The following is a 26,435-nucleotide window of genomic DNA, read 5'->3' as shown; positions in this document are numbered from 1 at the left end:
CGTGTCACAGACTGGCCGCCCGATGTGCGGCTCAGCGGCGTGCCAGGTACAGGGACACGGCCTTGTGCAGCACCCTGTTCAGCGGATAGTCCCACTCGCCGAGGTACTCGACGGCCTGTCCGCCCGCGCCGACCTTGAACCGGAGCAGCCCCAGCAGGTGGTTGTCCTCGTCCAGGGTGTCGGTGATGCCGCGGAAGTCGTAGACGGCCGCGCCCAGTTCACGGGCGTCGCACATCATCCGCCACTGGAGGGCGTTGTTGGGCTGCACCTCGCGCCGCCGGCTGGTGGACGCGCCGTAGGAGTACCAGACGTGTTCGCCGACCGTCAGCATCGTGGCCGCGGCGAGTACCTCCCCGTCGTGATGGGCGAGGTACAGGCGCATGCGGTCCGGGTCCTCGGCCGTCAGCGCCTGCCACATGCGCCGGAAGTAGGGGAGGGGACGCGGCACGAAGCGGTCCCGGCGCGCGGTCTCCACGTACAGCTCGTAGAAGGTGGGCAGGTCCTCCTCGTCGCCCCGGACGACCTTGACCCCGGCCTTCTCGGCCTTCTTGATGTTGCGCCGCCACTGCTGGTTGAAGCCGTTCCGCAACTGCTCCAACGACCGCCCGGCCAGCGGTACCTGGCACACATGGCGCGGCTGGCCCGAGGCGAAGCCGTCCTCGCCGCCGGGCTCGGTGCGCCGCCAGCCCATCCGGCGCAGCCGCTCGGCGGTCTCGTCGGCCCCGGGCTCCCGCACCGTCGCCTCCACGTCGCCCAGCCGCCGGGCATCCGGGTCGGCGATCGCCGCCTTGACCGCGTCGGCGCTCCAGCGCCGCGCCACCACGGGCGGCCCCATGCGTACCGTGAACGCGCCGCGTCCCCTCAGGTACGCGAGCATCGGCTCCAGCCACCGCTCCAGACCGTCCGCCGTCCAGTCGATGACCGGGCCCTCGGGCAGGTAGGCCAGGTACCGCTTCAGCCGCGGCAGCGGCCGCAGCAGCACCAGCCCGGCGCCCACCAGCTCTCCGCCCTCGTCGAACCACCCGAGGCTCTCCGCCCGCCAGTCCGGCTTCACGTCGCCCCAGGAGGGGACCTGGAGGTGGCTCACGGAAGGCCGGGCCGTGACGAAGCGCAGATGCTCCTCGCGGGTGATCGGCTTCAGACGACAGCTCATGGGGTGTCCCTCTGTTCGGCTTCGTTCGACGGATCGTGCGGCGGTGCGACGGGTGGACGGCCGAGCCGCCGGAGCGTCCGCCGTCCCGCACCCCTCACAGGGAACAACGGCGACGGCCGTTCCGCGCGCTGTCACCCGGCCGCCCACCCGTGTGCTCCGTCCGCCGCGCGGGGCCGTCGGCCGGATGGCAGCGTGGCAGGACCTGGCGGTACGAGCGGGACGGACGGAGCGGACGGCCGTGGCACGGGCGATCTGGACGGGTGTGATCACCTTCGGGCTGGTCTCGGTGCCCGTCGGTCTGTTCACGGCGACCGAGGACCACACGGTCCACTTCCACCAGTTGCAGCGCGGCACCTCGGACCGGATCCGCAACCGACGGGTCAACGAGCGCACCGGCAAGGAGGTCGGCGCCGACGACATCGTCAAGGGATACGAGGTGAGCGAGGGCGAGTACGTCGTCGTGGAGCCGGAGGAACTGGACGAGATCGCGCCGGGACGCTCCCGCACCCTCGAGATCACCGACTTCGTGGACCTGGACCGGATCGAGCCGGTCTACTTCGGCCGCACCTACTACCTCGCCCCGCGCGGCGAGGAGTACCTCAAGGTCTACGAACTCCTGCGCACCGCCCTCGCCGAGACCGGCAAAGCGGGTGTCGCCACCTTCGTCATGCGCAATCGGCAGTACCTGACCGTGCTGCGTGCCGAGGACCGGGTCCTGCTGCTCCAGACACTGCACTGGGCCGACGAGGTCCGCGACCCCGTCGAGGAGCTTCCGGAACTGCCGCCGGACCGGGTGGGCCGGGGCAAGGAACTGGACATGGCGCTGCGTCTCGTCGACGCCCTCAGCGGCGACTGGGACCCCGCGGGCTATCGCGACACCTACCAGGAGAGGGTCCGTGAGCTGGTCCGGGCCAAGGCCGAGGGCGAGGAGGTGGCCGTCGCCGCGCAGGCGCCCGAGGCGACCAACGTCGTCGACCTGATGGAGGTCCTGCGCGGAAGCCTGGAACAGGCGAAGGGCAAGGGCAAGGGCAAGGGCGACGGCTCGGACGGCGGGAAGCCGTCCGCGCCGAGGAGGAAGGCCGCCGAGCCACGGAAGAAGACCGGCGGGCCCGCCCAGGGCGAGTTGCGGGAGCTGAGCAAGGCCGAGCTCTACCGGCGGGCCACCGAGCAGGACATCGCCGGCCGCTCGAAGATGAGCCGCCGGCAACTCGTGGACGCGCTCAGCGCCAACGGAAGCGGGAGCGGCAACGGCAGCGGCGACGAACACCGAAGCCGCGGTCGCCGGAAGAAGAAGACGACCGCGGCCTGATGAGTCCGGAGCACCGCTCAGGCGGTGCTGAGCATGCCTTCCCGCAGCCGGGTCAGCAGGCGTGAGATCAGCCGGGACACATGCATCTGGGAGACACCGAGGCGCTCGCCGATGTCCTTCTGGGTGAGTTCCTCCACGAACCGCCAGTGGATGATCTGCCGGTCGCGCTCGTCCAGCTCGGCGATCATCGGAGCCAGGGCGTGGAAGTCGTCCACGAGCGCCAGGGCGGCGTCGTCCGTACCGATGAAGTCCGCGAGCGCCGACTCGCCGTCCTCGCTGCCGTTGATCGCCGCGTCGAGAGAGGCCGAGTTGTAGCCGTTGGCCGCCAGACGGGCCTCGACGACCTCGTCCTCCGGCAGGCTCATCAGCTCGGACAGCTCCTGCGTGGTGGGGTTGCGACCCAGTCGGCTGCGCAGCTCCTCGGTGGCCCGGGCCAGCTGGACACGGGCCTCCTGGAGACGCCGGGGCACGTGCACCGCCCACGAGGTGTCCCGGAAGAACCGCTTGATCTCCCCGACGATGTACGGCACGGCGAAGGAGGTGAACTCGACCTCGCGGGTCAGTTCGAACCGGTCGATGGCCTTGATCAGTCCGATCATGCCGACCTGGACGATGTCCTCCATCTCCTCCGGCCCGCGGCTGCGGAACCGGCCGGCCGCGAAGCGGACCAGGGACATGTTCATCTCGATCAGCGTGTTGCGCGCGTACTGGTGCTCGGGCGTGCCCTCCTCCAGAACCGCCAGCTGCTCGAAGAAGAGCTTCGACAACTCCCGCGCGTCCTTGGGCGCCACCTTGGACGGGTCCGCGATCTCCGGCATCTCCGTCGTGGCGTGCTCGGTGGCCTGTGCGGTCGTCGTCGTCATGATGTGCCCTCCCTGTGGATCGGTCGTCGTGTCACCTTGTCGGCCGACGACCGATCGCCTACCCCGGGTCAGGCATCGCACACATGGCGGATTGCCATTACTTCGGCGAGGAATCCGCAAGGGTGCCTCCAACGCCCAGGTAGAAGCGGACGGCGGTGCCCTCCTCGGTCGTGTGAACCCGCACCAGATCGGCGACGTAGTGGACCAGCAGCAGGCCGCGGCCACCGATCTGTCCCCGTTCCGCGGGCCGCCGCCCGGCGAGCGGATCCGTGAGCCGGCCCCCGTCGCGGACCTCGCACACCACCTGGCCCGCCTCGGCCCAGACCGCGACCGTTCCGCTGCCGCCGCCGTGGACCACGCTGTTCGTGGTCAGCTCGGACACCGCCAGCTCCGCGTCCTGCAACCGTCGCCCGGTCAGCCCGAGCGAAGCGGCCCGGTCGACCGCGAAGCGGCGGGCCTCGGGCAGCTGACCGGGGCCGAACCGAAGGACGTCGGCGTCGGGCACACGTGCGAGCGGCTCGTTGTAGCGGGCGACGACCGCGCGCCAGTCGTACCGCTCGCTGACCCGCTCGCTCCCCGCGGTGATGACCGTCGGGTGGGTGACCAGGGCGTCGGCCAGGACGTCCGCGGCCAGCAGGGTCTCGTCGTACGGGCACAGGATGGTGACGGGACGGCCCTCGAAGGCCGCGTTGATCAGCGCCTCGTGCTGGGCGCACGCCGGGTACTCCGCGGCGCTGCGTCCGGCCCAGACGGGCTCGCCGATGATCCGCACCCGTCCCCGCGGGTGCGCGTCGGCGAACGCCCTCAGGACGCCCGGGATGATCCGCCCCGGGTTGCGCCCAGCCTCGGTCATGTCCAGGAAGGTGACGTCCCGCGCGTCCGTGCCCAGCCCCGCCCGGATCAGTTCCAGGTTGGGGCCGGGGACGGCCACCGCCACCGGTTCGCCCGCTGCCAGACCCTCCCGTACGAACGCCACCGTCCGGTCGGTGTACTCGGCCGCCGAGCGGTAGAACAGTGCCGGATGGATGAATGCCCCGTCGGTGGTCGCCGTGCTCATCGTGGCGCCACCTCGATCCGGTGCAGGGAGGGCCAGAACAGGTCGAGCACCCGTGGCAGCTGCGGCGGCGGGCGTTCCACCACGACCCGGCCGACGGGCAGGTTCAGGGCGGTGACGGCCAGTGCCGTCACCCCGGCCACGTCGACGAACCGCACCTCGGACAGCTCCACGTAGGACACGTCCGTGTGCCGCCGGGACAGTTCGGTCAGCGCGTTCTCCCAGGAGAGCCGGGTGCTCACAGTGATCTCGCCGCTGGCGCGGATGCCAGGCCGGCCGGGCAACGGGCCCACGTCCAGCAGGGCACCCCACCGGGCGCGGGCCGGGTCGCCCTTGGCGCCTGTGCCATCCACACTCGATCCCCTCCGGTACTCCACCGGGCCCCCGTCGGAACCCTTCTCCCGGCCAGGCAGCCTATCCCGACCGGACGCGCTACGCCGGTGAGGGGACAGGGAGGCGACAGCCGGGCGAAGCGGGGAACAAGACACTGAGCGCGTCCTCGGAAGGGAACTGGGCATGTTTGAAGCCGAAAACATTCGTGACTGGCGCGGCCTGGATGTCGTGGACTACGACGGCCGCAAGATCGGGACCCTGGAGTCCATCTACTTCGACACCCTCACCGACCGGCCCGCGTTCGCCACGGTCACCATCGGGCTGCCGACCCGCCGGCGGCTCGTCTTCGTACCGGTGGACAAGGCCACCGTCGGACCGTCCTACCTGAAAGTGACCTACGACAAATCGCTGGTCAAGGACGCGCCCGGGATCGACCCGGACGGTGAGCTGGCCGCCGAGGACGAGGGCGCGGTCTTCGCCCACTACCACCTGCCCTACGAGCAGGGCAGCCGCGGCGAACGCCGCCTCGGCCGGCGCTGAGGCCGGGGGGTGTCCCGGCCACCCGGCCGGCACACCCCCCTGACCCGGGCGGTCCCGCTACGCGACTTCCGCGCCGCGGGCCGCCGCCTCCGTCTCCGACGTCGCGCTGCCCGTCGCGAGGGTGCCGCCGGCGCTCTCCAGATGGGCCCGCACGAACCACTGGAACTGCTCCAGGTCCCTGAGCTGGCCGATCAGCAGGTCCTCCGTGGCCGTGTCGATCTTGCCGGCCTCCTCGATCGCCGCGCGCATGCCCTGGACGACGCCGGTGTACACGACGTCGAGCGCGCCGAGATGGGCGATGGCGTCTGCCCGTCCGATGGAGTAGTCGTCCCACTTGCGCTCGGCCACCAGCGCCCCGGGCGTGCCCTGGGCCACTCCGCCGAGCGCGGCGATGCGCTCGGCGACGTCGTCGGCCATGTCGCGCACCTGGTCGACCTGGGGGTCGATCATCTCGTGGACCGCTATGAAGTGCGGACCCACCACGTTCCAGTGCACGTGCTTGAGGGTCAGGTGCAGGTCGTTGAGGGCGTGCAGGCGCAGCCGCAGGACACCGATCAGCCGTCCGGCGGCCTCGCGCTCGATGCCGGGGACCGTGTACTGCGGGGTCAGGTCGTGCGTCATGGCGGACCTCAGCTCCTCATGCGTTTCGTACGTCATTGCTCGTGCACGAATGCCCCGTATCGGCTCCGGCAGACATGCGCGGGCGGCCTCCGGTCAGGACGGCGGGGCGGGCAGCGGCATCGCGCCGAGGGCCCGCGCCGCGTGCACGAGGTTGGACGCCATGGCCCGGCCGGTGGAGACCGACCACTCGTGGCCGCGCTCGTCGTCGAGGAAGTCCGGACCCGGGCCGGGACCGAGGTGCCAGTAGGTCCAGGCCTGGCCGGGGATGGTGTAGCCGATGTCCGCGAGCCCGCCGCTGATCTCGCTGATGACGTGGTGGGCGCCGTCCTCGTTCCCGGTGACCAGGACACCGGCGACACGGTTGTAGGCGACCGGGCGGTCCTCGTCGTCGGTCTCGGAGAGCATCGCGTCCATGCGTTCCAGGACCCGCTGGGCCACGGAGGAGGGACGGCCCAGCCAGGTCGGCGACGCGATGATCAGGATCTGCGAGGCCAGCAGCCTCGCGTGCACGTCGGGCCAGTCGTCCCCGTCGCCCATGTCGGTCTCGACCCCCGGTTTCAGGTTCAGGTCGACGGCCCGTACGACGTCCACCTCCGCCCCGTGGCCCTTGAGCGCCGCGATGACCGTGGCGGCGAGCGCCTCGGTGTTCGACGGCTGGGGGGAGGGTTTGAGGGTGCAGTTGATCACGAGTGCGCGCATGCTCACCCGTGTTCCCCGGTGGCTCCGGCGCTATCGTCGGCCGTATGGCTGACGAGTGCTTCCGGCATCCGAGGCTCGCCGCGCTCTACGACGTGCTCGACACCGACCGCGGCGACCTCGTCCCGTATCTGCGCATGGCCGAGGGGTTCGGGGCGCGGCGCGTGCTGGACATCGGCTGCGGGACCGGGGTGTTCGCCCTGCTGCTGGCCGGTCGCGGCATCGAGGTCGTCGGCGTCGACCCCGCCGGGGCCAGCCTCGACGTGGCCCGTGGCCGGCCGGGCGCCGACCGGGTGCGCTGGATCGAGGGCGACGCCACCTCGCTCCCCGCGCTCCGCGTCGACCTCGCCACCATGACGGCGAACGTCGCCCAGGCCATCACCGACCGGCCCTCCTGGCAGGGGACGCTGCGCGGCGCGTACGAGGCCCTGCGGCCCGGCGGGCACCTGGTGTTCGAAACCCGGGACCCGGCCCGGCGCGCCTGGGAGGAGTGGACCCGCGAGCACACGCACCGGATCGCGGACGTCCCCGGCGTGGGCACCGTCGAGAGCTGGTGCCGGCTGCTGGACGTGAGCGTTCCGATGGTCACCTTCCGGTGGACCTACGTCTTCGGCGCGGACGGCGAGGTGCTGACCTCCGACTCGACCCTGCGCTTCCGGGAGCGGGAGGAAGTGGCGGCCGACCTGGCCGAACAGGGGTACCTGGTGCGGGAGGTGCGCGGGGCACCGGACCGCGAGGGGCGGGAGTTCGTCTTCGTCGCGCGGCGTCCGGGGGAGGACGGCCGCTGACGCCGCCCGCACTCCGGGAACCGGCAACCAACGGCGCCCGCTCACTGCCCGGGCAAACCCGTGACGTGGCGCCCCGCGAGCGGCCGTCCTCGCCGCATGGCCCGCTTCCGGCACACCGTGGCCCTCGCCCCCGTACCCCGCCGCCGGCTGGAGTCGTGCGTCGCCGCGCTGCACGACCTGGCCGAGGGCACGGACGTCGAGGGAACACGCCTGCGGCTGCCCGACGGACGTCCGGTGCCGGGCCTGGTGCCGGCACGGGGGAGGCACCTGGGGGCGGGCGCGCGCAGTACCGCCCGTGCGCGATCAGGACGGTGCACCGGACGCCGACCAGTGCCTCACCGTGTCTCCTGGGACCGCCGCCGGGAGACGGCGCTGGAGGTCGACACTCTCGACGGCGACCCGCCCATCGCGCCCGCCTGGTCTGCGCACTCGGGCTCAGGAGCGCCGAACGGCCCCGCACGGCGTGGCTGTCGGTGGCGCTGCGCTGGAGCGGCGGCAAGCGGGCCAGACACCTCGGCGGCACCGGACGTCCGCACCTCGACCTCGGCAGACGGTGGCAGGCGACGGGCCACGGCCGCCACCCGTCCCGCGCCCCTCTGAGCGGGACCCGCACGCACCCGCTCGCCCGTGTCCCGGTGACGGTCGTACCGCGCCCCGCCCCGACGGACGCCGGCGGGTGACCGTGCAGGCACGGCTCAGCGACCGCTCCGTCGCCCGTCCGCTCCTCCCCCAGGCCGGGGCGGTTCTGGGTGGCGCCGTGTGCCTGGCAGGCCTGTGCCGAGGCCCTGGACCGCGCGGCGGCGGCCTGGAACACACAGGTCCCCGAACGGGGCCGCAAGGACGGCGAACGACTGGGCGCCGAACTGGCCGACGCGCTCCTCGGGCCGTGAGACGGCAGCCGAGCCCCCGCAGGCGCACCAGCGCGCGGAAGGCGCACACGGAAAACGAGTGAGCCCTGTACGCGCCCCCTTCACGGTGCGGACAATCCCAGTGACCGTGATCACCCGGCGGAAGACGCGGTGTCGTCCGGCCGCCGACTCCCGGGAAGCAGGTCGATCGCCATGCAGTTGCGTCAGCCCACGACCGTGACGGAAGCGCAGGAGTGCCTGGCGCAGGGCGCGGTGCCCGTCGGCGGGGCCACCCTGGTGTGGGCCACCTGGCAGCGCGACGGCTTCCCGGAGCTGGCCATGTCGCTGCGCGGACTGCCGGAGGCGACCGCCGTCGAACCCGAGTCGCTGGGCGCGGCCGTGGTGCTGCACCGGATAGACGACCGGGTACCGGAGGTACTGCGCCGGGCGGCGGGCTCGGTCGGCACCGGAGCCGTACGCCGGGCGGCGACGGTCGGCGGCAACCTGGTCGGCAGCAGTCTGCGCTGCCTGTTGCCCGCGGCCCTCGTCCTGGACGCCCGCGCCACGGTGCTGGGCCCGGACCGGCCCTACGAGACCGATCTGGCCGAGGTGATGGCGAAGCGTCACCTGCTGCTCGGCCTGCGCTGGCGCACTCCGGTGGCCAGCGGCTACCGCAAGCAGCCCGCCGAGGCCGGCGGCCCGCCGCCCCTGGTGGTCGCCACCGCCGTGCACGCCGACGGTGACGGCCGGCACCGGCTGCGGGTCGCCGTCCGCGACGGCTACGACGTGCTCAGCGAGAGCGCCGGGTGCGACGCGGGCGCCGACGAGACCCTCGGCGCCCTGGAGCGGACGGACATCGGCGCGCTGCCGGCCGGGGCCCGGGACATGGTGCGCGAGCAGGTCACCGACATTCTGGGCCCCCTCGCCGGCCGCTGAACCCGGCGGCCGGCGAGGGGACGGACCGAGTCAGCCCGTGGCCAGGGCCTTGACGCGGTCCAGCGACCCGTTGAACTTGTCATGGTCCCCGACGGTCGGCCCGGACGAGGTGTACTGCCACATCGTGTGGAAGTCCCAGCCGGCCGGGAGGGTCCCCACGGTCGAGGCGTAGCGGGCGACCCACAAGGGGTTGTTCGCGCCGAAACCGCTGTAGTTCCCGGTGCACTGCGTCCACCAGTTGGTGGAGGTGTAGAGGGCGGCATGGCGGCCGGTGCGCTGCTTGTACCGGTCCAGGAAGGCCCGGATCCAGCTCACCATCTGACTGTGCGTCCGTCCGTAGCACGTGGCCCCGTACGGGTTGTACTCGATGTCGAGGACCCCCGGCAGCGTCTTGCCGTCCTTCGACCAGCCGCCGCCGTGATCGACGAAGTAGTCGGCCTGGGCGGCGCCGCCCGCGGTGTCCGGGGTCGCGAAGTGGTACGCGCCGCGGATCATTCCGGCGTCGTACGAACCGCCGTACTGCTGGGCGAAGTAGGGGTTGCGGTAGGAGGTCCCCTCGGTGGCCTTCACATAGGCCCACTTCACGCCGCTGTTCCAGAGCGTCGACCAGGCGACGTTGCCCTGGTGGCTGGAGACGTCCACCCCCTCGGTCTGGGCGACGCGGGTGCCGACGGGGCGGCCCTGGATCCCTTCGTGGGCGAGGACGCCGGTGCCCATGTGGGCGGTGCCGCGAGCGGGTGTCCGGGTGTCGTCGGCGGAGGCGGTGGCCGGGACGACGGCCAGGGTCAGGAGGAGTGACTGGGCGGCGAGGACGACGCCTGAGGTGAGCAGGCGTGAGTGGCGTTTCGCCACGGCTATGGGTCTGCGCATGGCACCCATCCGAACCGCAGTCGGGCCCCACCGCATCCCACAGTCGCCCAGACGGTGTTGGGGTGGTCTCAGACCGACGCCTGGGAGACCGGCACGGCCTGCCCGGTGACCCGTGTGCGCGGATCGGTCGGACTGACCTCGATCAGCAGCTCGCTGGTCCGGCCCATGTCCTCGCCCTGGCGGATCGCGATCGCGGCCGGTCCGGTGACCAGGCCCAGTTCGCGGAGGTACCCGCCGAACGCCGCGGCCGCCGCACCCGTCGCCGGGTCCTCCACGACGCCGCCGACGGGGAACGGGTTGCGGGCGTGGTAGCGCTCGGCCGACTCGCGCCACACCAGGTCCACCGTCGTCCAGCCGTACCGCCGCATGACCTTGGCGAGATCGTCGAAGTCGTAGTCGAGGTCGGCCAGCCGGGCCCGGGACGCCGCGGCGAGCACGAGGTGGTCGTTGCCCCCGAACGCCACGTGGGCGGGCAGGGCGGGATCCAGGTCGGCCGTCGTCCAGCCGAGCGCCCGCAGCGCGGCGTCGCGTTCGGCGGGCAGGGCCGGGCGCGAACGCGTCGGCACGCTGGTCAGGGTGGCCCGCACCGCTCCTGACCCGCCGTCGAGCGCGGTGGACACCGGGATCTCACCGGCGGGCGTGTCCAGGACGACCTCGCCGGGGCCCAGCCGCTCGGCGAGGGCGACGGCCAGCGCGACCGTCGCGTGCCCGCAGAACGCCACCTCGGCCAGCGGACTGAAGTAGCGGACCCGGAACCGCCGTCGCCCGACATCGCCGCCGGTGACGAACGCGGTCTCCGAGTAGCCCACCTCGGCGGCGATCGCGAGCATCGCCGCGTCGTCCAGCCCGGCGGCGTTGAGGACCACTCCGGCCCGGTTGCCGCCCGTCGGGTCGTGGGTGAAGGCCGAGTAGCGCAGGATCTCCGTCGTCATGGCGGATACGCTGCCAGCCGTCGGGCGATCGTGTCCAACGATCGTTTGTGATCCATGCCATCGACAAACCGCATACCCTGGCCCCGTGGACACCCGACTGCTGACGACCTTCACCGTGCTCGCCCGCACCGGCGGCTTCACCGCCGCCGCGGCCGAACTGCACCTGGCCCAGTCCACGGTCACCGTGCACATCCGCACCCTGGAACAGGACCTCGGCGTACGGCTCTTCGACCGCCTGCCCGGCGGTGCGCTGCTCACCGACGCAGGGCGCCGCCTCCTCGAACGCGCCGAGGAGGTGCTCGACGCGGTCGCGCGGCTGCGGGCCGCGAGCGCGGAGGCCGGTGCCGTGTCGGGGCGGGTGGTGATCGGCAGCCCGTGATCGGCAGCCCGGAGTCCCTGTGCGCGAGCCGGCTGCCGGGGCTGGTCGCCGCGCTGCGCACGAGCCATCCCGAGGTGGACGTCCACCTGTACGCGGCCGGGACCCGGGAGTGCGTCGAAGGGCTGCGGTCCGGACGCCTCGACCTCGCCCTGCTGCTGGAGGAGGCGACGGACTGCGCCGACGTGACGTCAGAGCCGGTCGGCCGTGAGCCACTCGTCCTCGTCGCCGCCCCCGCACACCCCCTGGCGGCCCGGGACCGGGCGGTGGGCTGGCCGGAGCTCGCGGGGGAGAGCTTCTTCCTGCTGGAGGAGGGCTGCTCCTACAGCGACGCGCTGGCCCGCCGGCTGCTGGAGGTGCCGGACGCCAGGCCCCGGCTCACCAGGTTCGGCAGCGTCGACGCGGCGCGCAACTGCGTCGCGGCCGGACTGGGACTGACCCTGCTGCCGCGGACCACGGTGACGGAGGAACTGCGGCGCGGGCGCCTGGTACGGGTCGAGGGGCCCGACTTCCCCGACGTGCCGGTACGGCTCGCCCGGCACCGCAGACGGTGGACGGCACCCGCCGCGCAGGAGGTCGCCCGGGCGCTCGCCCGCCATCTGGGCGACTGAACGCCACGCGCTCCGTATCCGCCCGGAACGTCTGCCCGGTGCCTCTGCCCGGTGCCTCTGCCCGGAACACCCGCCCCATGCAGAACGCCTGTAGCACACCGGTGAGTTCGATCGCCGAGATGTCGGGAAAGTTCGCTCCTCGGTGGGGTCTGCGGCCGGTCCGGCCTGTGCGGTCAACCCGGTGACTAGCATGAGCCGCAAGCCCGCCGGAGTGATCACCACTCCTCGGTGGCACGGCTCCGACCCAGGTCGACCGGCCCTTTCCCCGCTCTCAAGGACCCGAGGGACCGCGGAATGTCAGTGTCTGCACCCCCCACCCCGCCCCGGACGCAGAAACCTCACCGCTCCACCCCAGCCGCCCCGCTGCTCGTGCTGCCGACCGCGGCCGCGGCCGCCGGTGCCGCCTGGGCGGCCGCTCCCGAGACCGCTCGGGGCTGGACCGCCACCCTCGCCGTGACGTCCTGGCTGTGCGTCGCCGTGTCCGTCGTCCTCGGCTCCCACCTGGTCGGACGGGCGCGCCGGACCGCGCTGGCCCGGCGGGCGGAGATCAGCGCCCTCAAGGCCCAGCTCGCACAGGAGAACGCCGGGCTCGTGCACCTGGTCAACGTGGCGCTGCCGGGCATCGCCCAGCAAGTGCGTGACGGCACCGGCGCGGACGAGGCCGTCGCCCACACCGCCCCCGCTTCCGGGCCGCACCTGCGTCAGGTCGTGCAGAGCTTCGCCGTCCTGGTGGAGGACGCCGTACGGCACGCCGCGGACGCCGAGTCCCGGCGGCAGCAGGCACTGCGGGAGACGCGCCAGGGCATCGCCGAGCTGGAACACCTGACGAACAGCACCCTGCCCGCCGCGGTGGAGAAGCTGCGGGACGGCACCTCGGCGGAGATCGTCCTCGCCGAGCTGGAGTGGCCCCGGGGAGCGCCGGCCCGCGCCTGCGCCGAGCTGTTCGTCCGGGAACTGGCCCACAGCGAACGGCGCACCGCCGCCGCGCAGGCCGCCTCCGCCAAGTCGCTGAGCCGCGTCCAGGCCAAGGCCGTCGGCATGCTCGCCGATCTGAGGGACATGCAGGATCGTCACGGCGAGGAGGTCCTCGGAGACCTGCTGCGCCTGGACCACAGCACCTCGCAGCTCGGCCTCATCACCGACCGGCTGGCCCTCCTGATGGGCGGGCGCTCCAGCCGGGCCTGGAACAGGCCCATCGTGATGGAGAGCATCCTGCGCGGAGCCGTCGGCCGGATCGCCGCCTACCAGCGGGTGCGGATGCACTGCTCCACCGACGCCGCCATCTCCGGCTACGCGGCCGAGGGCGTCATGCACCTGCTGGCCGAACTCATGGACAACGCCGCCAACTTCTCGCCGCCCATCGACGAGGTCCACGTCTACGTGGAGGAACGTACCGCCGGAATCGTCGTCACCATCGAGGACAGCGGGCTGAAGATGGCCGACGCCGCCATGCGCCACGCCGAAGAGGCGGTGTCGGGGCGGATGAACGACCTCGCCTCGTTGCAGGGCACGCGCCTCGGCCTCGCCGTGGTGGGACGGCTGGCCGCCAAGTACGGGGTCGGCGTGAGCTACCGTCCCTCCTCGCGCGGCGGCACGGGAGTCGTCGTCCTGGTGCCGCCCCAACTGCTCGCCCAGCAGCGGGATCCGGGACTGGTGCTGACCGGCCGTACCTTCGGCGGGGGCGGCGCCGTCCCCGTCCCCGGCCCCGCCCCGGCCGCGGAGGCCCCGGCCCTCACCCGGCGCGTCCCGGACGTCCGGCCGGCGGAGCCGGTGGAGCTGCCCGAACCGGCGGCGCACCGCGGACCCGCGCCCGCCACGCCGGGCGGCCTGCCCATGCGCTCCCCGGGCCGCGCGATGGCCGAGGCGGAGGCCGAGCGGGAACGCCGCGACCACCACCGGCAGCCCGCCGCCCCGGCCGCGTCGGCCTCCCGCGACGCCGGGGCCAGCTTCGGCGCCTTCCACCGCGGACGCCGGTCCGCAGCGGCGTCCGGGGCACCCGAGTCCGAACCGCCGGCCCCGGGCTAGGCGGCCGCGCGCCCGTCCCGCGCCCCCGTCGCAACCGCACCGCGCCGCGCCGCACGGCTCCGTACCGGTGCCCCGACCCTCTTGCCCGTGTCGCTCGTGAGATTGGAGGAACGGGCCGGTGCCCGCAGCACCTGGAACCACCGTCCCCGCACCCATCATGCAGACCACCGACAACAGCCTCACCTGGCTCCTGCAGAACCTCCTGGACCGCACCCCCGGCACCCGCCACGCCCTCGTCCTCTCGCGCGACGGCCTCAAGCTCTGCTGGACCGAACACCTCACCCTGGACCGGGCCGACCAGCTCGCCGCGATCTGCTCGGGCATCCAGGCACTCGCCCAGGGCGCCTCCGTCGAGTTCGGCAACGGAACGGGTGGCGTCCGGCACTCCATGACCGAGTTCCACGGGGGACTGCTGTTCATCGTGGAGGCGGGTGAGGGCGCGCACCTGGCCGTCGTCGCGGTGGAGGACGCCGATCCCGGCGTGGTGGGCCACCAGATGACCGAACTGGTCGAGCAGATCGGTGAGCACCTGAGGGCCGAGCCGCGCCACGCCGTCCCCGGCGGCAGCCCGTCGTGACGCGCAGGCCCGTGGACACCGGCCCACCCGACCGGCTCTACACGGTCACGGGCGGACGCAGCCGTGCCGACGACTCGTTCGACCTCGTCACCCTCGTGGTCGCCGAGTGCGGCCCGTCGGCCGGCATGCAGTCGGAGCACGTGCGCATCCTCGACCTGTGCCGGCACCCCACGGCCGTGGTCGAGGTCGCCGCCGAGCTGGCCCTGCCGATCACGGTGGTCCGCATCCTGCTCGGCGACCTGCTCGCCACCGGGTCCATCACCGCCCGCCACCCGCGCCTGGGCCAGACCGCCGCGTCGCACCCCGATACCGCCCTACTCCAGGAGGTGCTCCATGGGCTCCGCAACCTCTGACCCGACCGCCTCCGGCTCCACCGCCTCCGGGGCCACGGCGGTCTCCGGACGCAAGCCCCTGACCGATGCCGCGGAGACCGGGCTGAAGATCGTCGTCGTCGGCGGCTTCGGCGTCGGCAAGACCACCCTCGTCCGCTCGGTGAGCGAGATCCGGCCGCTCAACACCGAAGAGGTCATGACCCAGGCCGGAGTCGGCGTCGACGAGACCGGCGGGGTCGTCTCCAAGACCACCACCACGGTGGCCTTCGACTTCGGCCGGATCAGCCTCAACGACCGCATGGTGCTGTACCTGTTCGGCGCCCCCGGCCAGGAGCGTTTCTGGTTCCTGTGGGACCGGCTGTTCTCCGGCACCCTCGGCGCGGTCGTCCTGGTCGACACCCGCCGCATGGACGACTCCTGGTACGCGATAGACCGGCTGGAGCACCACCGCACCCCGTTCGTGGTGGCCGTGAACCGGTTCGACGACGACACCGCCCGGCACTCCCTGGACGAGATCCGGCTGGCCCTCGCGCTGCCCGAGCACGTGCCGCTGGTCGACTGCGACGCGCGGGTGCGGACCTCGGGCAAGAAAGTGCTGGTCACCCTCGTGGACCACCTCTACCAACTGGCCCTGGCGCAGGAGAGCGCATCGTGACCGACATCGACCCCTCACCGCACCCCTTCGCCGCGCCGGGCTGCCCCGCGCACCCGGACGCCGTACCGCTGGCCGGACTGGAGTACCAGCAGACGCCGTCCCAGCTGTACCGGGGGCTGCGGGCCGAACACGGCGCCGTGGCGCCCGTACTCCTCGACGGCGGCATCCCCGCCTGGCTGGTCCTCGGCTACCCCGAGGTCAGCTATGTGACCAGCCACGACGAGCTGTTCGCCCGCGACTCGCGCCGCTGGAACCAGTGGGGGAGCATCCCGCCCGACTGGCCCCTGCTGCCCTACGTCGGTCATCAGCCGTCCGTCCTGTTCACCGAGGGCGAGGAGCACCGGCGGCGGGCCGGTGTCATCACCCAGGCACTGGCCGGCATCGACCAGTTCGAGCTGGCCCGGGACTGCCGGCAGCTCGCCGACCGGCTCATCGCCGCCTTCGCCGGAAGCGGCCGGGCCGAGCTCATGAGCGGCTACGCGCACCCCCTGCCGATGCGGGCCGCCGTGCGCGTGTGCGGGATGCCGCACGGCGGCGCCGAGACCCGGCACCTGGTCGAGGACCTGCGCATCTCCCTGGACGCCTCCGAGGGCGACGACCCGGTCGCCGCCTACACGAGGGTGGGCGAGCGCATCCACCGACTGGTCCGCCACAAGCGCGAGCGGCCCGGACCCGACGTCACCTCCCGCATGCTGACCCACCCGGCGGGACTGACCGACGAGGAGGTCGTCCAGGACCTGATCTCGGTCATCGCCGCCGCCCAGCAGCCCACCGCCAACTGGATCGGCAACACGCTGCGGCTGCTGCTCACCGACGAACGCTTCGCCCTGAACGTCTCCGGCGGCCGCCTGAGCGTGGGGGAGGCGCTCAACGAGGTGCTGTGGCTGGACACGCCCACGCAGAACTTCATCGGACGCTGGGCCGTCAACGACACCCAGCTGGGCGGCCGGCAGATCCGGGCCGGGGACTGCCTCGTCCTCGGCCTCGCCGCGGCCAACACCGACCCGCAGCTCTGGCCCGAGGCACACGTCGGTGCCGAGAACTCCGCGCACCTGTCCTTCAGCAACGGCGAGCACCGATGCCCCTACCCCGCGCCGCTGCTCGCCGACGTCATCGCCCGCACCGCGGTCGAGACCCTGCTGGAACGCCTCCCCGACCTCGTACTGGCCCTTGATCCCGAGCAGTTGACCTGGAGGCCGTCCATCTGGATGCGCGGACTGACGGCCCTGCCCGCGCTCTTCACGCCCGTCGTGGCCTGAGAACCGGCGCGCGGTACCTCATCAGGACACGGGGGTGAAGCGCACCGGCAGCGACTGCGGGCCCCGGGTGAACACCCCCCGCTCCACCACCTCGAAGCCGTCTTCCGTCCGCAGGTCGGGCAGCGCGTCCAGGAGTTGCCCGACCCCGGTCTCGACCTCGGCCTTCGCCAGCAGGGCGCCGACGCAGAAGTGCCGGCCGAGAGCGAAGGCGAGGTGGTCGGCGGCGGCCGAGAAGGCGGTCGTCGTGGTCAGGTCGTCGCGCATGATGTCGAAGCGGTCCGGGTCGCGGTAGCGGCTCTCGTCCCGGTTGGCCGCCCCTATCAGGCACGTGACGGTGGCACCGGCGGGTATCGTGCCGCCGCTGAGCGTGACCTCCGTCGCCGTCTGACGCATGATCATGTGGACCGGAGGGGTGTAGCGCAGGGTCTCGGCGAAGGCGCGGGGGATCAGGCTCCGGTCCTCGCGCACCGCCGCCAACTGCTCCGGGTGGGCCAGCAGGTTGGCGAAGATACCGGCGATCGCCTTGTCGGTGGTCTCGCCGCCCGCGGCCAGCAGCAGGCTGCAGAACGCCTTGATGTCCTCGTCGCTCATGCGGACCCCGTCCACCTCCGCGGCGCACAGGGTCGACAGCAGGTCGTCGCCCGGGTTCTCGCGGCGCTCCCGGACGACCGGGATCATGTACTCGGCGAACTCCGTCCGGGTGCGCGCACCGGCCGCCGCGACCTCCGGGTCGCCGGAGAGGTTGCCGAGGAACGCGATGACCGACGTGTACCAGCCGTGGAACCGGTCGTGGTCGGCCTTGTCCAGGCCCAGCATGTCCGCGATGACGTTGACCGGGAAGCGGGTCGCGTAGTCGGCGACCAGGTCGGCGCGGCCGGTGTGCCGGAAGGCGTCGATCAGTTCACGGGAGTTGCGCTCGATCACCGGCAGGAACCGCTCCTGGAGGTCGGCCCCCCGGAAGGCGGGGGCGACCAGGGCGCGCCGGACCGCGTGCTCCCGGCCGCTCAGCTGGAGGATGGTCCTGCCGTGCACGGGCTCGAGCTGCCAGTCGTAGTTCTCCGTCGTGAACCGGTCGCCGCGGTCCTTGAAGACGCGTTCCACGTCCTCGTAGCGCGAGACGATCCAGCTCTGGGTGGCCTCGTGCCGGATGAGGGGCGCGCCGTCCCGCATCATCCGGTAGACCGGATACGGGTTCGCCGCGAATTCGGGGGAGAGGATGTCGGGGACCTGCTGCGCTGTGGACATGAGGCTCCTCGGTCGGCAACGGCCTTGTCCCGCCAGGCTATTGTCGACGCGGCGCCTTCGACAGACCGCGCGGCCGGGTGACCGCTCCCTCAGACCTCGCCGTCCCCGGCGCCGTCCACCGAGGCGCGCAGCCGTGCGCCGGCCATCCGCACGTGCTCGGCCGTCGCCCGGTCCGCCGCCTCCGGGTCGCGGGCCCGGATGGCCCGGAGCACCGCGTCGTGTTCGCACAGCGTGCCGCTGACGGTGCCCTCGATGTCGCTGACGCGCTCAGCGATGTCGACGTCGATGAACGCCGTGGCGTCACCGCCCGCGTCGCGCAGGTGCCGGAGGTGCTCCTCCAGCCCGGCCACGTCCGCGTCGCTCGCCCGCTGGGCCGCGAGCCGGGCCGAGACGCCCTCCATGTACGTGCGGACCTCGACCAGGTCCCGCGTACGCCGCTGGCCCAGCATGGCCCCAGTTGATCGCCCGGGGCAGGAACTCCGAGGTGCCCTCGCGGACGTAGGACCCCGAGCCGGGACGGATCTAGATGATCCCGAGCACGTCCAGGAACTCGTGCCGCTGATGAAACCGGGCACCGTCGTCCTCACCCCCGACCCGGCCGCCGCCTACGCCGGCCTGCTCTTCTCCCGCGGGGACGCCGCCAAGCAGGAACTGGCCTTCGGCGCCGTCGCTCGGGCGGGGCGGGCACCGCGGGAATGCACCGGCGGGGGTCGGTGTTGTGCCCATGTGACTGACATGCGCGAGTCAGAACGGATGCCGCGCACGAGGTCGGAAGGAGCACCCATGGCACGCAGTACCGCACGCCCGGTCGTCCGGCTGAAGTCGACGGCGGGGACCGGCGTCACCTATGTGACGCGCAAGAACCGGCTCAACGACCCCGACCGTCTCGTGCTGCGCAAGTACGACCCGGTGGCGGGGGAGCACGTGCCGTTCCGCGAGGAACGCTGATCGACGCGACGGCACGACGGCACGTCCGAGCGAGGAGAGACCCATGAAGGTGCGTAAGTCGCTGCGCTCACTCAAGGCCAGGCCCGGGGCGCAGGTGGTGCGCCGCCGCGGTGTGACCCATGTGATCAACAAGAAGGACCCGCGTTCCAAGGCCCGCCAGGGCTGAGCGGGCGAGCGTGCCGCGGCCCGGCCCCGCGATCGGCGGAGCCGGGCCGCGGCCTGTCCGGCCGGGGCGGCCCGCGCCGCCGACGTCCCGCGCCCCCCTGGCACACTGCTGGACGCGTGGACGCGCCACCCGCTTCAGGCATCAGGAGGACTTCGCCATGACCGAGCAGCCGCTGGACCGTGTCGCCCGGATCGAGCGCCGGTTCAACAGGCTCTTCGCGGAGTACTTCGACACCCTGGGCGCGACCTTGGACGCCCCCTCCTTCAGCCGTTTCACCCCGGACTGCGTCGGCCTGCTGCGCGACCTCTCGCTGCGCGGCGGCAAGCGGATGCGGGTCGTGCTGCTGCACGAGGCCGCGCGCCTGGTGACCGCCGAACCGGTCGAGGGGCTGGACGCCGCCGCGCTGAGCGTCGAACTCCTGCAGACCCACGGCCTGGTGCACGACGACCTCATCGACGACAGCGCCACCCGGCGCGGCGGCCCCACCACCTACTACGCCTACCGGGAGCGCTTCCCCGGACATCCGCGAACGGCACTCGGCCTCACCGTGCTCGCGGGCGACCTCGCGCTCGCCCTGAGTCTGCGGGTGCTGCTGGACGCGGGGCTGCCGGTCGGGGTGCGGCAGGCCATGGTCGAGGTCCAGACGCGGGCCGCCGCCGACACCTTCGTGGGACAGATCCTCGACCTGGAGCGGGACTTCGCCGACCCGGTACCGGACGCCGAAGCGCTGCACGACGTCGCCGACCACAAGACCGCCCGCTACTCCGTGCTCGCACCGATGCGCCTGGGGCTCCTGGCGGCGGGTGCCGAACCGGACGCCCACGAGGACGAGCTGCGCCGCTACGCCCGGCTGGTCGGCATCTGCGGGCAGATGCGGGACGACTGGCTGGACCTGTTCGGCGCCGAGGAGAACACGGGCAAGCCGGCCGGGGGCGACCTCCGCGAGGGCAGGCGCAGCTACGCCGTCACGCGCCTGCTGGCCGCCGTGACCGGCCCGGAACGCGTGACGGTCGAGGCCGCCCTCGGCGACCGCTCCTGCCCGCCGCAGACCGTCGCCGAGATCCGGGACATCGCCGAACGGCACGGTGTGGACGCCCTGTTGGAGGCGGACATGCGGGGCCACGCCGAAGCCGCCCGCCGGGTGGCCGAGGGCTGGCGCGGCCGGTGGCGGGCGGAGGCCGTCGACTTCTTCGCACGGGTGCCGCTCTGGAGCGTCGAACGCACCGCCTGACCGGTCCGGGGGGACAGCACCGCTGTGCTCCGGGGTGTACGTCCCCGGAGCACAGGTCACACACTCACGTCGTCGCACGACCGCACGGTGATGCGGTCACGGTACGAGCCTCAGCAGGCGGTTGGGCGAGCCCGTGCCGGGGGCGGTCACCTTGCCGGTGGTCGCGCCGTTCACCAGGGCGGTGTCCACCTGGGCCGGGGTGGCCGAGGTGTGGCCGGCCAGGTGGACGGCCGCCGCTCCCGCGACGTGCGGGGTCGCCATCGAGGTGCCCGAGATGGTGTTGGTGGCCGTGTCGCTGGTGTGCCACCCCGCCGTGATCGACGAGCCGGGCGCGAACAGGTCCAGCACGGAACCGTGTGGGGAGTACGGACGGTCCCGGCGCGGCCGTTGTCAGTGGCCGCCCTTACGGTTTCGGGCAGTGGGACCCGTGGAAACGCCGCGGGACCGGCCGGGGAGAGGTCTGCCATGTCGAGGACGTACCTGGAGCTGTCGCAGGACGACGGGAGCACGCACAAGTTCTACGAAGTCACCGTCCAGGGGCAGGTCGTGACGGTGCGCTACGGCCGGATCGGCGCGGCGGGACAGACCCAGACGTCGACCTTCCCCACCGTCCAGAAGGCCGAGGCCGCGGCGGCCAGGAAGATAGGCGAGAAGGTGCGCAAGGGCTACGAACCGGCCGTGCAGGGACAGCGCGCGCCCCGCGCGGTCACCCGCCGGCAGGTGGCCTCCGCGCCGTCGACGGCTCGCGCGGTCGCACCGGTCCTGTGGCGGTTCCGCACCGGCTCGGCGGCCTTCGGCATCCACATCGACGAGGACAGGTGCTGGGTGGGCAACCAGGCGGGCGACGTCTACACCCTCGCCCACGGCGGCGAGGTCCTCGCCCGCTACCAGCTGCCGGACGGCGTCAAGTGCCTGGTCGCCGACGACTTCTGGATCTACGCCGGCTGCGACGACGGCCGGGTCTACGACCTGTCGTCCAAACTGCCCTTCGCCGCCTACGACATCGCGGCCGACGTGGACATCTTCTGGCTCGACATCCACGAGGGCGTGCTGAACGTCGCGGACCGAGCCGGCCGGCTCACCGTGATCGACCACGAGGACGAACACCAGTGGTCGCGTGGCGGACGCGGTGAGCACGCCTGGATGGTGCGCGCCGACGACCGGGCCGTCTACCACGGGCACACCCGCGGCGTGACCGCCCACTCCCCGGACGGCGGCGCCGAGTTGTGGCACACACCCACCCAGGGCGCCGTGCTCTTCGGCTGGCAGGAGGACGACGCGGTCTACGCGGGCACCGCGCGGCACACGGTCCAGCGGCTGTCCAAGGCCACCGGTGCCGTCGAGGCGACGTACCACTGCGACAGCCCGGTGTACTCGTGCGCCACCTCTCCCGGTGGCCGGTTCGTCTTCGCCGGCGACTCCGCGTCCTCGGTGTACTGCTTCGACCGGGACGGCACCCGGCTGTGGAAGCTGGGCACGGGAGGTGGCTCCGCCCTGTCCATGCAGTACCGCGACGAGCGGCTCTTCCTCGTCACCACCGACGGTTCCCTGGTGTGCGTGGACGCCGGAGAGGCGGCGGTCACGGCCGCGCAGCAGGGCTCGGTGCCCGTCGCCCGCGACGTGAAGCTCGCGGCCACCCTGCCGACGTACGAGCCCGCCACCGCCGCGGCCGCCGTGACGACCGTGACCGCGGCGCCCGCGGGCTCCGTCGTGGTCGAATGCGTCCAGGACAACGGCCGCACCCGGATCCACGTGGTGACGGAAGGGTACGACCGGTCGTGGAACGTCCAGTTCCCGAGGGCGATCCGGGAACCGGGCGCGCGCTACGTGGTCGACGCGCTGCACGCCGCGTCGGGCGGCTTCTACCGGGTGCGGGGTGACATCAGGCGTCTGCGGTGACGGTGCCGGGCGGCGTCAGGCGATCGAGGCCGCGATGACGGCGGAGACGGCGAGGTTGCAGGACGCCGTCACCCACACGGCCGGGTGCGGCTCCGGCTCCACCAGCGTCGCGCCCAGCCGCCCCGGGGTGATCAGGTCGACCACCAGGAAGGCCACCGCCATCATCACCAGGCCCAGCAGCCCGAAGACGGCCGTGGAGACCAGGCCCTTGCCGAAGTCCTCGTACGTCGTCCATATGGAGGTGAAGACGATGCCGCCGATGCCCAGCAGCGCCGAGCTGAGCACCAGGGCGGCGTTGCGGTTGCGCTGCTCCCAGATCTGCCGGCCGAGCTTTCCGGGCGTCAGCACGTCCACGAGGACGATGCCGAGGACCAGGAGGACCAGCCCCAGCCCGCCGTATGCGGCGGCCCGGCCGAGTCCGTTGACGATGTCGCTCGTACATGGCGCCGATGCCGAGGCCGAGGGCCATCAGGACGATGTCGTTGGTGATGGCGAAGGCGCCGATGACCCCGTCGAAGGAGAAGGAGGCGTCCAGCACCTCCAGGTAGAGGAACATGAAGAACGCCGCCTTGCCCGCCAGCCGGACGGGGGACCCGGACGGCCTCCCCGCCCGTTCCGCGTCCTTCTCCGCCTCCTGCTCGCGCTCCTCCTCGTCCTCCAGCCGTTGCTCGAAGAAGCCGGAGAGGCCGCCGACGACCAGATAGGTGATCAGACCGGCGACGCCCGCCAGCAGCACCGTCTGCGCCTTGTCGGCATGCGTGCCACCGTGCTGGTGGGCGTGGGCGCCGAAGGTGGTCGCCGAGACCAGCAGCACGATCAGGGCGATGCAGACCGACAGCATGTCCACCCTGCCGAGCCGCGCCAGCGGACGCTCCAGCCACTCCAGCCACTTGATCTCCCGGTCCTCGAACACGAAGTCCAGGAAGATCATCATCAGGAACATGCCGCCGAAGGCCGCGATCGACGGATGGGCGTCCGTCACCAGCTCCTGGTAGCGGTCCTTGTCGGTGAGCGCCAGGTGCACCGCGTTCCAGGGACTCAGCCGGGCACTGATCGCCACGATCACCACCGGGAAGACCAGCCGCATCCCGAACACCGCGATCACGATGCCGACCGTGAGGAAGATCCGCTGCCAGAAGACGTTCATCTTCTTCAGGATCCCGGCGTTGATCACCGCGTTGTCGAAGGAGAGCGAGACCTCCAGGACCGACAGGATCGCCACGATGCCGAGGGCGGTCCAACCGTCGTAGAACACACCCGCCACCAGGCCGAGGGCCGTGACGGCGAAGGCCCAGCGGAACGTCCTGACAAGCACCGGCACTCATTCCTGTCGTCGCGCTGTACGGGGCGGCATCCCATGCCAGTGCCCACCACGCACGTTGTTTACCACGCTGGAGTCGTTCGTTTCCTTGAGTGGTTCGTGTCTCAGGGAGTAGGTTCGCCGCCATGACGGCATCCCGGCACTTCCGGAATCCGGCCACCGCAGAGGAGCTGCGCCGGGCGGGACTGCGGGTGACCGCCGCCCGGGTCGCGCTGCTGGAGACCGTACGGGCGGGGGACCACCTCGACGCCGAAGCCCTCAGGTCCGGGGTGCGCCGGCGCGTGGGACACGTCTCCCTGCAGGCCGTGTACGACGCCCTGCACGCCCTCACCGCGGCACGGCTCGTGCGCCGCATCGAACCGCCCGGCGGACCGGCGCGGTTCGAGGGACGGGTCGGTGACAACCACCACCACGTCCTGTGCCGGACCTGCGGCGCGATCGCCGACGTCGACTGCGCCGTCGGCGACGCGCCCTGCCTGACCGCCTCCGACGACCGCGGGTTCGTGATAGACGAGGCCGAGGTCATCTACCGGGGCCTGTGCCCCGACTGCTCCACCCCCGGCAGTTCTCCAGCACCCTGATCCGCCCCGTTCGGAAGGATTCCCATGTCCGAGAACCACGACGCCATCGTGACCGACGCGAAGGCCGAGGAGACGGGTGGCTGCCCGGTCGCCCACCAACGCGCCCCGCACCCCACGCAGGGCGGCGGAAACCGTCAGTGGTGGCCGGAGCGGCTCAACCTCAGGATCCTCGCCAAGAACCCCGCCGTCGCCAACCCGCTCGGCGACGGGTTCGACTACGCCGCGGCCTTCGACTCCCTCGACCTGCCGGCCGTGAAACGCGACATCGCCGAGGTGCTGACCACCTCGCAGGACTGGTGGCCCGCCGACTTCGGCCACTACGGCCCGCTGATGATCCGGATGGCCTGGCACAGCGCGGGCACCTACCGCATCAGCGACGGCCGCGGCGGCGCGGGCGCCGGACAGCAGCGCTTCGCCCCGCTCAACAGCTGGCCGGACAACGGCAACCTCGACAAGGCCCGCCGCCTGCTGTGGCCGGTCAAGAAGAAGTACGGCCAGAACCTCTCCTGGGCCGACCTGCTCGTCCTCACCGGCAACGTCGCGCTGGAGACGATGGGCCTGGAGACCTTCGGCTTCGCCGGCGGCCGCGCCGACGTCTGGGAGGCCGAGGAGGACGTCTACTGGGGCCCCGAGACCACCTGGCTCGACGACCGGCGCTACACCGGCGACCGCGAGCTGGAGAACCCGCTCGGCGCCGTCCAGATGGGTCTGATCTACGTCAACCCGGAAGGCCCGAACGGCAACCCGGACCCGATCGCCGCCGCCCGCGACATCCGTGAGACGTTCCGCCGCATGGCGATGAACGACGAGGAGACCGTCGCGCTCATCGCCGGCGGACACACCTTCGGCAAGACCCACGGTGCCGGTCCGGCAGACGCCGTCGGCGACGACCCCGAGGCCGCCGCCATGGAGCAGCAGGGCCTCGGCTGGAAGAGCACCCACGGCACGGGCAAGGGCGGCGACGCCATCACCTCCGGCCTGGAGGTCACCTGGACCAGCACGCCCACCCGGTGGGGCAACGGCTTCTTCAAGAACCTCTTCGAGTACGAGTACGAGCTGGAGCAGAGCCCGGCCGGCGCCCACCAGTGGGTGGCCAAGGACGCCCCCGAGATCATCCCCGACGCGCACGACCCGGCGAAGAGGCACCGCCCGAGGATGCTCACCACCGACCTGTCGCTGCGCCTCGACCCGGTCTACGGGCCGATCTCCCGCCGGTTCTACGAGAACCCGGAGGAATTCGCCGACGCCTTCGCCCGCGCCTGGTTCAAGCTGACCCACCGTGACATGGGCCCGAAGTCCCTGTACCTCGGCCCGGAGGTCCCCGAGGAGACCCTGCTCTGGCAGGACCCGCTGCCCGAGCCCGAGGGCGCGCCCGTCGACGCCGAGGACGTCGCGACCCTGAAGACCAAGCTCCTCGAGTCCGGCCTGTCCGTGGCACAGCTGGTCACCACCGCCTGGGCCTCGGCGTCCACCTTCCGCGGCAGCGACAAGCGCGGCGGCGCCAACGGCGCCCGCATCCGCCTCGAGCCGCAGCGCGGCTGGGAGGTCAACGAGCCGGACGAGCTGGCGCAGGTGCTGCGCGTCCTGGAAGGCGTCCAGCGGGAGTTCAACTCCGGTTCGGGCGCGAAGAAGGTCTCCCTGGCCGACCTGATCGTCCTCGGCGGCTCCGCGGCCGTGGAGAAGGCGGCCAAGGAAGCCGGATTCCCCGTCGAGGTCCCCTTCGCCGCGGGCCGCGTGGACGCGACGGAGGAGCACACCGACGCCGAGTCGTTCGAGGCCCTCGAACCGACCGCCGACGGTTTCCGCAACTACCTCGGCAAGGGCAACCGGCTGCCGGCCGAGTACCTGCTCCTGGACCGGGCGAACCTGCTCACCCTGAGCGCACCCGAGATGACCGTCCTGGTCGGCGGTCTGCGCGTGCTGGGTGCGGGCCATCAGCAGTCCCAGCTCGGCGTGTTCACCCGGACGCCCGGCTCGCTGACCAACGACTTCTTCGTCAACCTGCTCGACCTGGGCACCGAGTGGAAGGCGACGTCCGAGGACCGGACCACCTTCGAGGGCCGCGACGCCGCCACGGGCGAGGTCAAGTGGGCCGGCAGCCGCGCCGACCTGGTGTTCGGCTCGAACTCCGAGCTGCGGGCGCTCGCCGAGGTCTACGCGAGCGACGACGCCAAGGAGAAGTTCGTGCACGACTTCGTCGCCGCCTGGGTCAAGGTCATGAACCTCGACCGCTTCGACCTGGCCTGATCCACTCACCCGCACCGGG

26 protein-coding genes and 4 pseudogenes are annotated in these 26,435 nt (G+C 72.4%); 17 read left to right on the top strand and 13 right to left on the bottom strand.

The window, feature by feature from the left end; genetic code table 11:
• Nucleotides 1–31 precede the first annotated feature (31 nt).
• Complete coding sequence (femY, locus tag IE94_RS0128290; RefSeq protein WP_030189741.1) at nt 32–1,153, bottom strand: peptidoglycan bridge formation glycyltransferase FemY; 1,122 nt, start codon at nt 1,151–1,153, stop codon at nt 32–34.
• A 238-nt stretch (nt 1,154–1,391) separates the two neighbouring features.
• Here femY and ku point away from each other — a divergent pair, with 238 nt between their 5' ends.
• Nucleotides 1,392–2,462 (top strand): non-homologous end joining protein Ku, encoded by a 1,071-nt coding sequence (gene ku / locus IE94_RS0128285; RefSeq protein WP_030189738.1) that lies wholly within the window; start codon nt 1,392–1,394, stop codon nt 2,460–2,462.
• 17 nt (nt 2,463–2,479) lie between these two features.
• Here ku and IE94_RS0128280 read toward each other — a convergent pair whose 3' ends face one another.
• From IE94_RS0128280 to IE94_RS0128270, 3 genes are all read right to left on the bottom strand, one after another.
• Nucleotides 2,480–3,325 carry an RNA polymerase sigma factor SigF gene (locus IE94_RS0128280; RefSeq protein ID WP_030189735.1) on the bottom strand — a complete coding sequence of 282 codons (846 nt, stop codon included), beginning with the start codon at nt 3,323–3,325 and terminating at the stop codon, nt 2,480–2,482.
• A gap of 97 nt (nt 3,326–3,422) precedes the next feature.
• Nucleotides 3,423–4,382 (bottom strand): anti-sigma factor RsbA family regulatory protein, encoded by a 960-nt coding sequence (locus IE94_RS0128275; RefSeq protein ID WP_030189733.1) that lies wholly within the window; start codon nt 4,380–4,382, stop codon nt 3,423–3,425.
• On the bottom strand, nt 4,379–4,732 hold the full coding sequence (locus tag IE94_RS0128270; RefSeq protein ID WP_030189730.1) for an STAS domain-containing protein: 354 nt from the start codon (nt 4,730–4,732) through the stop codon (nt 4,379–4,381). Before IE94_RS0128270 ends, IE94_RS0128275 begins: the two co-directional genes overlap by 4 nt.
• 163 nt (nt 4,733–4,895) lie before the next feature.
• On the opposite strand from IE94_RS0128270, the gene IE94_RS0128265 reads away from it, so the two are divergent.
• The gene (locus tag IE94_RS0128265; RefSeq protein ID WP_030189729.1) at nt 4,896–5,252 is read left to right on the top strand and encodes a PRC-barrel domain-containing protein; all 357 of its coding nucleotides are present in this window, start codon (nt 4,896–4,898) and stop codon (nt 5,250–5,252) included.
• Nucleotides 5,253–5,309: 57 nt separating this feature from the next.
• Here the strand turns inward: IE94_RS0128265 and IE94_RS0128260 are convergent, their stop codons facing one another.
• Together IE94_RS0128260 and IE94_RS0128255 are read right to left on the bottom strand one after the other, a co-directional pair.
• Nucleotides 5,310–5,873, bottom strand: a complete 564-nt coding sequence (locus IE94_RS0128260; protein WP_030189725.1) for a Dps family protein — start codon at nt 5,871–5,873, stop codon at nt 5,310–5,312.
• Between the two features lie 93 nt (nt 5,874–5,966).
• On the bottom strand, nt 5,967–6,572 hold the full coding sequence (locus IE94_RS0128255; RefSeq protein ID WP_030189722.1) for a flavodoxin family protein: 606 nt from the start codon (nt 6,570–6,572) through the stop codon (nt 5,967–5,969).
• A gap of 44 nt (nt 6,573–6,616) precedes the next feature.
• Between IE94_RS0128255 and IE94_RS0128250 the strand changes: the two genes are divergently transcribed.
• From IE94_RS0128250 to IE94_RS0128240, 3 genes are all read left to right on the top strand, one after another.
• A complete protein-coding gene (locus tag IE94_RS0128250) occupies nt 6,617–7,357 on the top strand; it encodes a class I SAM-dependent methyltransferase (protein ID WP_030189721.1) in 741 nt (246 codons plus the stop codon).
• Between the two features lie 749 nt (nt 7,358–8,106).
• Complete coding sequence (locus tag IE94_RS41285) at nt 8,107–8,247, top strand: hypothetical protein (protein ID WP_245235324.1); 141 nt, start codon at nt 8,107–8,109, stop codon at nt 8,245–8,247.
• A 171-nt stretch (nt 8,248–8,418) separates the two neighbouring features.
• A complete protein-coding gene (locus IE94_RS0128240; protein ID WP_030189720.1) occupies nt 8,419–9,141 on the top strand; it encodes an FAD binding domain-containing protein in 723 nt (240 codons plus the stop codon).
• A 30-nt stretch (nt 9,142–9,171) separates the two neighbouring features.
• Here the strand turns inward: IE94_RS0128240 and IE94_RS0128235 are convergent, their stop codons facing one another.
• Both IE94_RS0128235 and IE94_RS0128230 read right to left on the bottom strand, forming a co-directional pair.
• Nucleotides 9,172–10,011 (bottom strand): lysozyme, encoded by an 840-nt coding sequence (locus IE94_RS0128235; protein ID WP_030189719.1) that lies wholly within the window; start codon nt 10,009–10,011, stop codon nt 9,172–9,174.
• Between the two features lie 68 nt (nt 10,012–10,079).
• Complete coding sequence (locus IE94_RS0128230) at nt 10,080–10,943, bottom strand: PhzF family phenazine biosynthesis isomerase (RefSeq protein ID WP_030189717.1); 864 nt, start codon at nt 10,941–10,943, stop codon at nt 10,080–10,082.
• Nucleotides 10,944–11,028: 85 nt separating this feature from the next.
• Here IE94_RS0128230 and IE94_RS36165 point away from each other — a divergent pair.
• From IE94_RS36165 to IE94_RS0128200, 6 genes and pseudogenes are all read left to right on the top strand, one after another.
• Nucleotides 11,029–11,930 (top strand): annotated as a pseudogene (locus tag IE94_RS36165) (LysR family transcriptional regulator).
• Nucleotides 11,931–12,224: 294 nt separating this feature from the next.
• Complete coding sequence (locus IE94_RS0128220) at nt 12,225–13,955, top strand: sensor histidine kinase (RefSeq protein ID WP_037923751.1); 1,731 nt, start codon at nt 12,225–12,227, stop codon at nt 13,953–13,955.
• A 157-nt stretch (nt 13,956–14,112) separates the two neighbouring features.
• A complete protein-coding gene (locus IE94_RS0128215) occupies nt 14,113–14,532 on the top strand; it encodes a roadblock/LC7 domain-containing protein (protein WP_030189712.1) in 420 nt (139 codons plus the stop codon).
• Entirely contained in the window at nt 14,529–14,885 is a 357-nt protein-coding gene (locus IE94_RS0128210; RefSeq protein WP_030189711.1) for a DUF742 domain-containing protein, read from the top strand. Before IE94_RS0128215 ends, IE94_RS0128210 begins: the two co-directional genes overlap by 4 nt.
• Entirely contained in the window at nt 14,866–15,519 is a 654-nt protein-coding gene (locus IE94_RS0128205) for a GTP-binding protein (RefSeq protein ID WP_030189709.1), read from the top strand. Before IE94_RS0128210 ends, IE94_RS0128205 begins: the two co-directional genes overlap by 20 nt.
• Nucleotides 15,516–16,778 (top strand): cytochrome P450, encoded by a 1,263-nt coding sequence (locus IE94_RS0128200; RefSeq protein WP_030189706.1) that lies wholly within the window; start codon nt 15,516–15,518, stop codon nt 16,776–16,778. Before IE94_RS0128205 ends, IE94_RS0128200 begins: the two co-directional genes overlap by 4 nt.
• Before the next feature lie 21 nt (nt 16,779–16,799).
• On the opposite strand, the gene IE94_RS0128195 is transcribed toward IE94_RS0128200, so the two are convergent.
• Together IE94_RS0128195 and IE94_RS36160 are read right to left on the bottom strand one after the other, a co-directional pair.
• Complete coding sequence (locus IE94_RS0128195) at nt 16,800–18,023, bottom strand: cytochrome P450 (RefSeq protein ID WP_030189705.1); 1,224 nt, start codon at nt 18,021–18,023, stop codon at nt 16,800–16,802.
• An 89-nt stretch (nt 18,024–18,112) separates the two neighbouring features.
• Nucleotides 18,113–18,569, bottom strand: a pseudogene (locus tag IE94_RS36160) (FadR/GntR family transcriptional regulator); the annotation flags it as partial.
• A gap of 237 nt (nt 18,570–18,806) precedes the next feature.
• Here IE94_RS36160 and rpmG point away from each other — a divergent pair.
• The 3 genes from rpmG to IE94_RS0128175 all read left to right on the top strand — a co-directional run bounded on the left by rpmG (nt 18,807) and on the right by IE94_RS0128175 (nt 20,368).
• On the top strand, nt 18,807–18,971 hold the full coding sequence (gene rpmG, locus IE94_RS0128185) for a 50S ribosomal protein L33 (protein ID WP_019330754.1): 165 nt from the start codon (nt 18,807–18,809) through the stop codon (nt 18,969–18,971).
• Nucleotides 18,972–19,014: 43 nt separating this feature from the next.
• The gene (locus IE94_RS0128180; protein ID WP_030189703.1) at nt 19,015–19,137 is read left to right on the top strand and encodes a ribosomal protein bL36; all 123 of its coding nucleotides are present in this window, start codon (nt 19,015–19,017) and stop codon (nt 19,135–19,137) included.
• 157 nt (nt 19,138–19,294) lie between these two features.
• Nucleotides 19,295–20,368 carry a polyprenyl synthetase family protein gene (locus tag IE94_RS0128175; protein WP_030189702.1) on the top strand — a complete coding sequence of 358 codons (1,074 nt, stop codon included), beginning with the start codon at nt 19,295–19,297 and terminating at the stop codon, nt 20,366–20,368.
• A 96-nt stretch (nt 20,369–20,464) separates the two neighbouring features.
• Here the strand turns inward: IE94_RS0128175 and IE94_RS0128170 are convergent.
• Nucleotides 20,465–20,734, bottom strand: a pseudogene (locus tag IE94_RS0128170) (S8 family serine peptidase); the annotation flags it as partial.
• Nucleotides 20,735–20,833: 99 nt separating this feature from the next.
• Between IE94_RS0128170 and IE94_RS0128165 the strand changes: the two are divergent.
• Nucleotides 20,834–22,267: a WGR domain-containing protein gene (locus tag IE94_RS0128165; RefSeq protein ID WP_030189700.1), complete on the top strand. Its 1,434-nt coding sequence runs from the start codon at nt 20,834–20,836 to the stop codon at nt 22,265–22,267.
• A gap of 15 nt (nt 22,268–22,282) precedes the next feature.
• Here the strand turns inward: IE94_RS0128165 and IE94_RS0128160 are convergent, their stop codons facing one another.
• Both IE94_RS0128160 and IE94_RS36155 read right to left on the bottom strand, forming a co-directional pair.
• Entirely contained in the window at nt 22,283–22,696 is a 414-nt protein-coding gene (locus IE94_RS0128160; RefSeq protein ID WP_030189699.1) for a DUF350 domain-containing protein, read from the bottom strand.
• A 1-nt stretch (nt 22,697) separates the two neighbouring features.
• A pseudogene (locus IE94_RS36155) lies at nt 22,698–23,582 on the bottom strand (DUF475 domain-containing protein); the annotation flags it as partial.
• Nucleotides 23,583–23,713: 131 nt separating this feature from the next.
• Here IE94_RS36155 and IE94_RS0128140 point away from each other — a divergent pair.
• Together IE94_RS0128140 and katG are read left to right on the top strand one after the other, a co-directional pair.
• On the top strand, nt 23,714–24,169 hold the full coding sequence (locus IE94_RS0128140) for a Fur family transcriptional regulator (RefSeq protein WP_030189696.1): 456 nt from the start codon (nt 23,714–23,716) through the stop codon (nt 24,167–24,169).
• 24 nt (nt 24,170–24,193) lie between these two features.
• Nucleotides 24,194–26,416 (top strand): catalase/peroxidase HPI, encoded by a 2,223-nt coding sequence (gene katG / locus IE94_RS0128135; protein ID WP_030189695.1) that lies wholly within the window; start codon nt 24,194–24,196, stop codon nt 26,414–26,416.
• Nucleotides 26,417–26,435 lie beyond the last annotated feature (19 nt).

Origin of the sequence: Streptomyces violaceorubidus (assembly GCF_000717995.1) — a bacterium.
In the GTDB taxonomy this organism is placed as follows: Bacteria; Actinomycetota; Actinomycetes; order Streptomycetales; family Streptomycetaceae; genus Streptomyces; species Streptomyces violaceorubidus.
The sequence above is the reverse complement of the archived record's forward strand: the minus strand, read 5'-3'. Positions and strand labels throughout refer to the sequence as shown.

Bases quoted from the DNA above. Each gene is read 5' to 3' on its own strand.
- femY (WP_030189741.1), bottom strand. From the start codon at position 1,153: ATGAGCTGTCGTCTGAAGCCGATCACCCGCGAGGAGCATCTGCGCTTC.
- IE94_RS0128280 (WP_030189735.1), bottom strand. From the start codon at position 3,325: ATGACGACGACGACCGCACAGGCCACCGAGCACGCCACGACGGAGATG.
- IE94_RS0128275 (WP_030189733.1), bottom strand. From the start codon at position 4,382: ATGAGCACGGCGACCACCGACGGGGCATTCATCCATCCGGCACTGTTC.
- IE94_RS0128265 (WP_030189729.1), top strand. From the start codon at position 4,896: ATGTTTGAAGCCGAAAACATTCGTGACTGGCGCGGCCTGGATGTCGTG.
- IE94_RS0128260 (WP_030189725.1), bottom strand. From the start codon at position 5,873: ATGACGCACGACCTGACCCCGCAGTACACGGTCCCCGGCATCGAGCGC.
- IE94_RS0128255 (WP_030189722.1), bottom strand. From the start codon at position 6,572: ATGCGCGCACTCGTGATCAACTGCACCCTCAAACCCTCCCCCCAGCCG.
- IE94_RS0128250 (WP_030189721.1), top strand. From the start codon at position 6,617: ATGGCTGACGAGTGCTTCCGGCATCCGAGGCTCGCCGCGCTCTACGAC.
- IE94_RS0128240 (WP_030189720.1), top strand. From the start codon at position 8,419: ATGCAGTTGCGTCAGCCCACGACCGTGACGGAAGCGCAGGAGTGCCTG.
- IE94_RS0128235 (WP_030189719.1), bottom strand. From the start codon at position 10,011: ATGCGCAGACCCATAGCCGTGGCGAAACGCCACTCACGCCTGCTCACC.
- IE94_RS0128230 (WP_030189717.1), bottom strand. From the start codon at position 10,943: ATGACGACGGAGATCCTGCGCTACTCGGCCTTCACCCACGACCCGACG.
- IE94_RS0128220 (WP_037923751.1), top strand. From the start codon at position 12,225: ATGTCAGTGTCTGCACCCCCCACCCCGCCCCGGACGCAGAAACCTCAC.
- IE94_RS0128215 (WP_030189712.1), top strand. From the start codon at position 14,113: ATGCAGACCACCGACAACAGCCTCACCTGGCTCCTGCAGAACCTCCTG.
- IE94_RS0128205 (WP_030189709.1), top strand. From the start codon at position 14,866: ATGGGCTCCGCAACCTCTGACCCGACCGCCTCCGGCTCCACCGCCTCC.
- IE94_RS0128195 (WP_030189705.1), bottom strand. From the start codon at position 18,023: ATGTCCACAGCGCAGCAGGTCCCCGACATCCTCTCCCCCGAATTCGCG.
- rpmG (WP_019330754.1), top strand. From the start codon at position 18,807: ATGGCACGCAGTACCGCACGCCCGGTCGTCCGGCTGAAGTCGACGGCG.
- IE94_RS0128180 (WP_030189703.1), top strand. From the start codon at position 19,015: ATGAAGGTGCGTAAGTCGCTGCGCTCACTCAAGGCCAGGCCCGGGGCG.
- IE94_RS0128175 (WP_030189702.1), top strand. From the start codon at position 19,295: ATGACCGAGCAGCCGCTGGACCGTGTCGCCCGGATCGAGCGCCGGTTC.
- IE94_RS0128165 (WP_030189700.1), top strand. From the start codon at position 20,834: ATGTCGAGGACGTACCTGGAGCTGTCGCAGGACGACGGGAGCACGCAC.
- IE94_RS0128140 (WP_030189696.1), top strand. From the start codon at position 23,714: ATGACGGCATCCCGGCACTTCCGGAATCCGGCCACCGCAGAGGAGCTG.
- katG (WP_030189695.1), top strand. From the start codon at position 24,194: ATGTCCGAGAACCACGACGCCATCGTGACCGACGCGAAGGCCGAGGAG.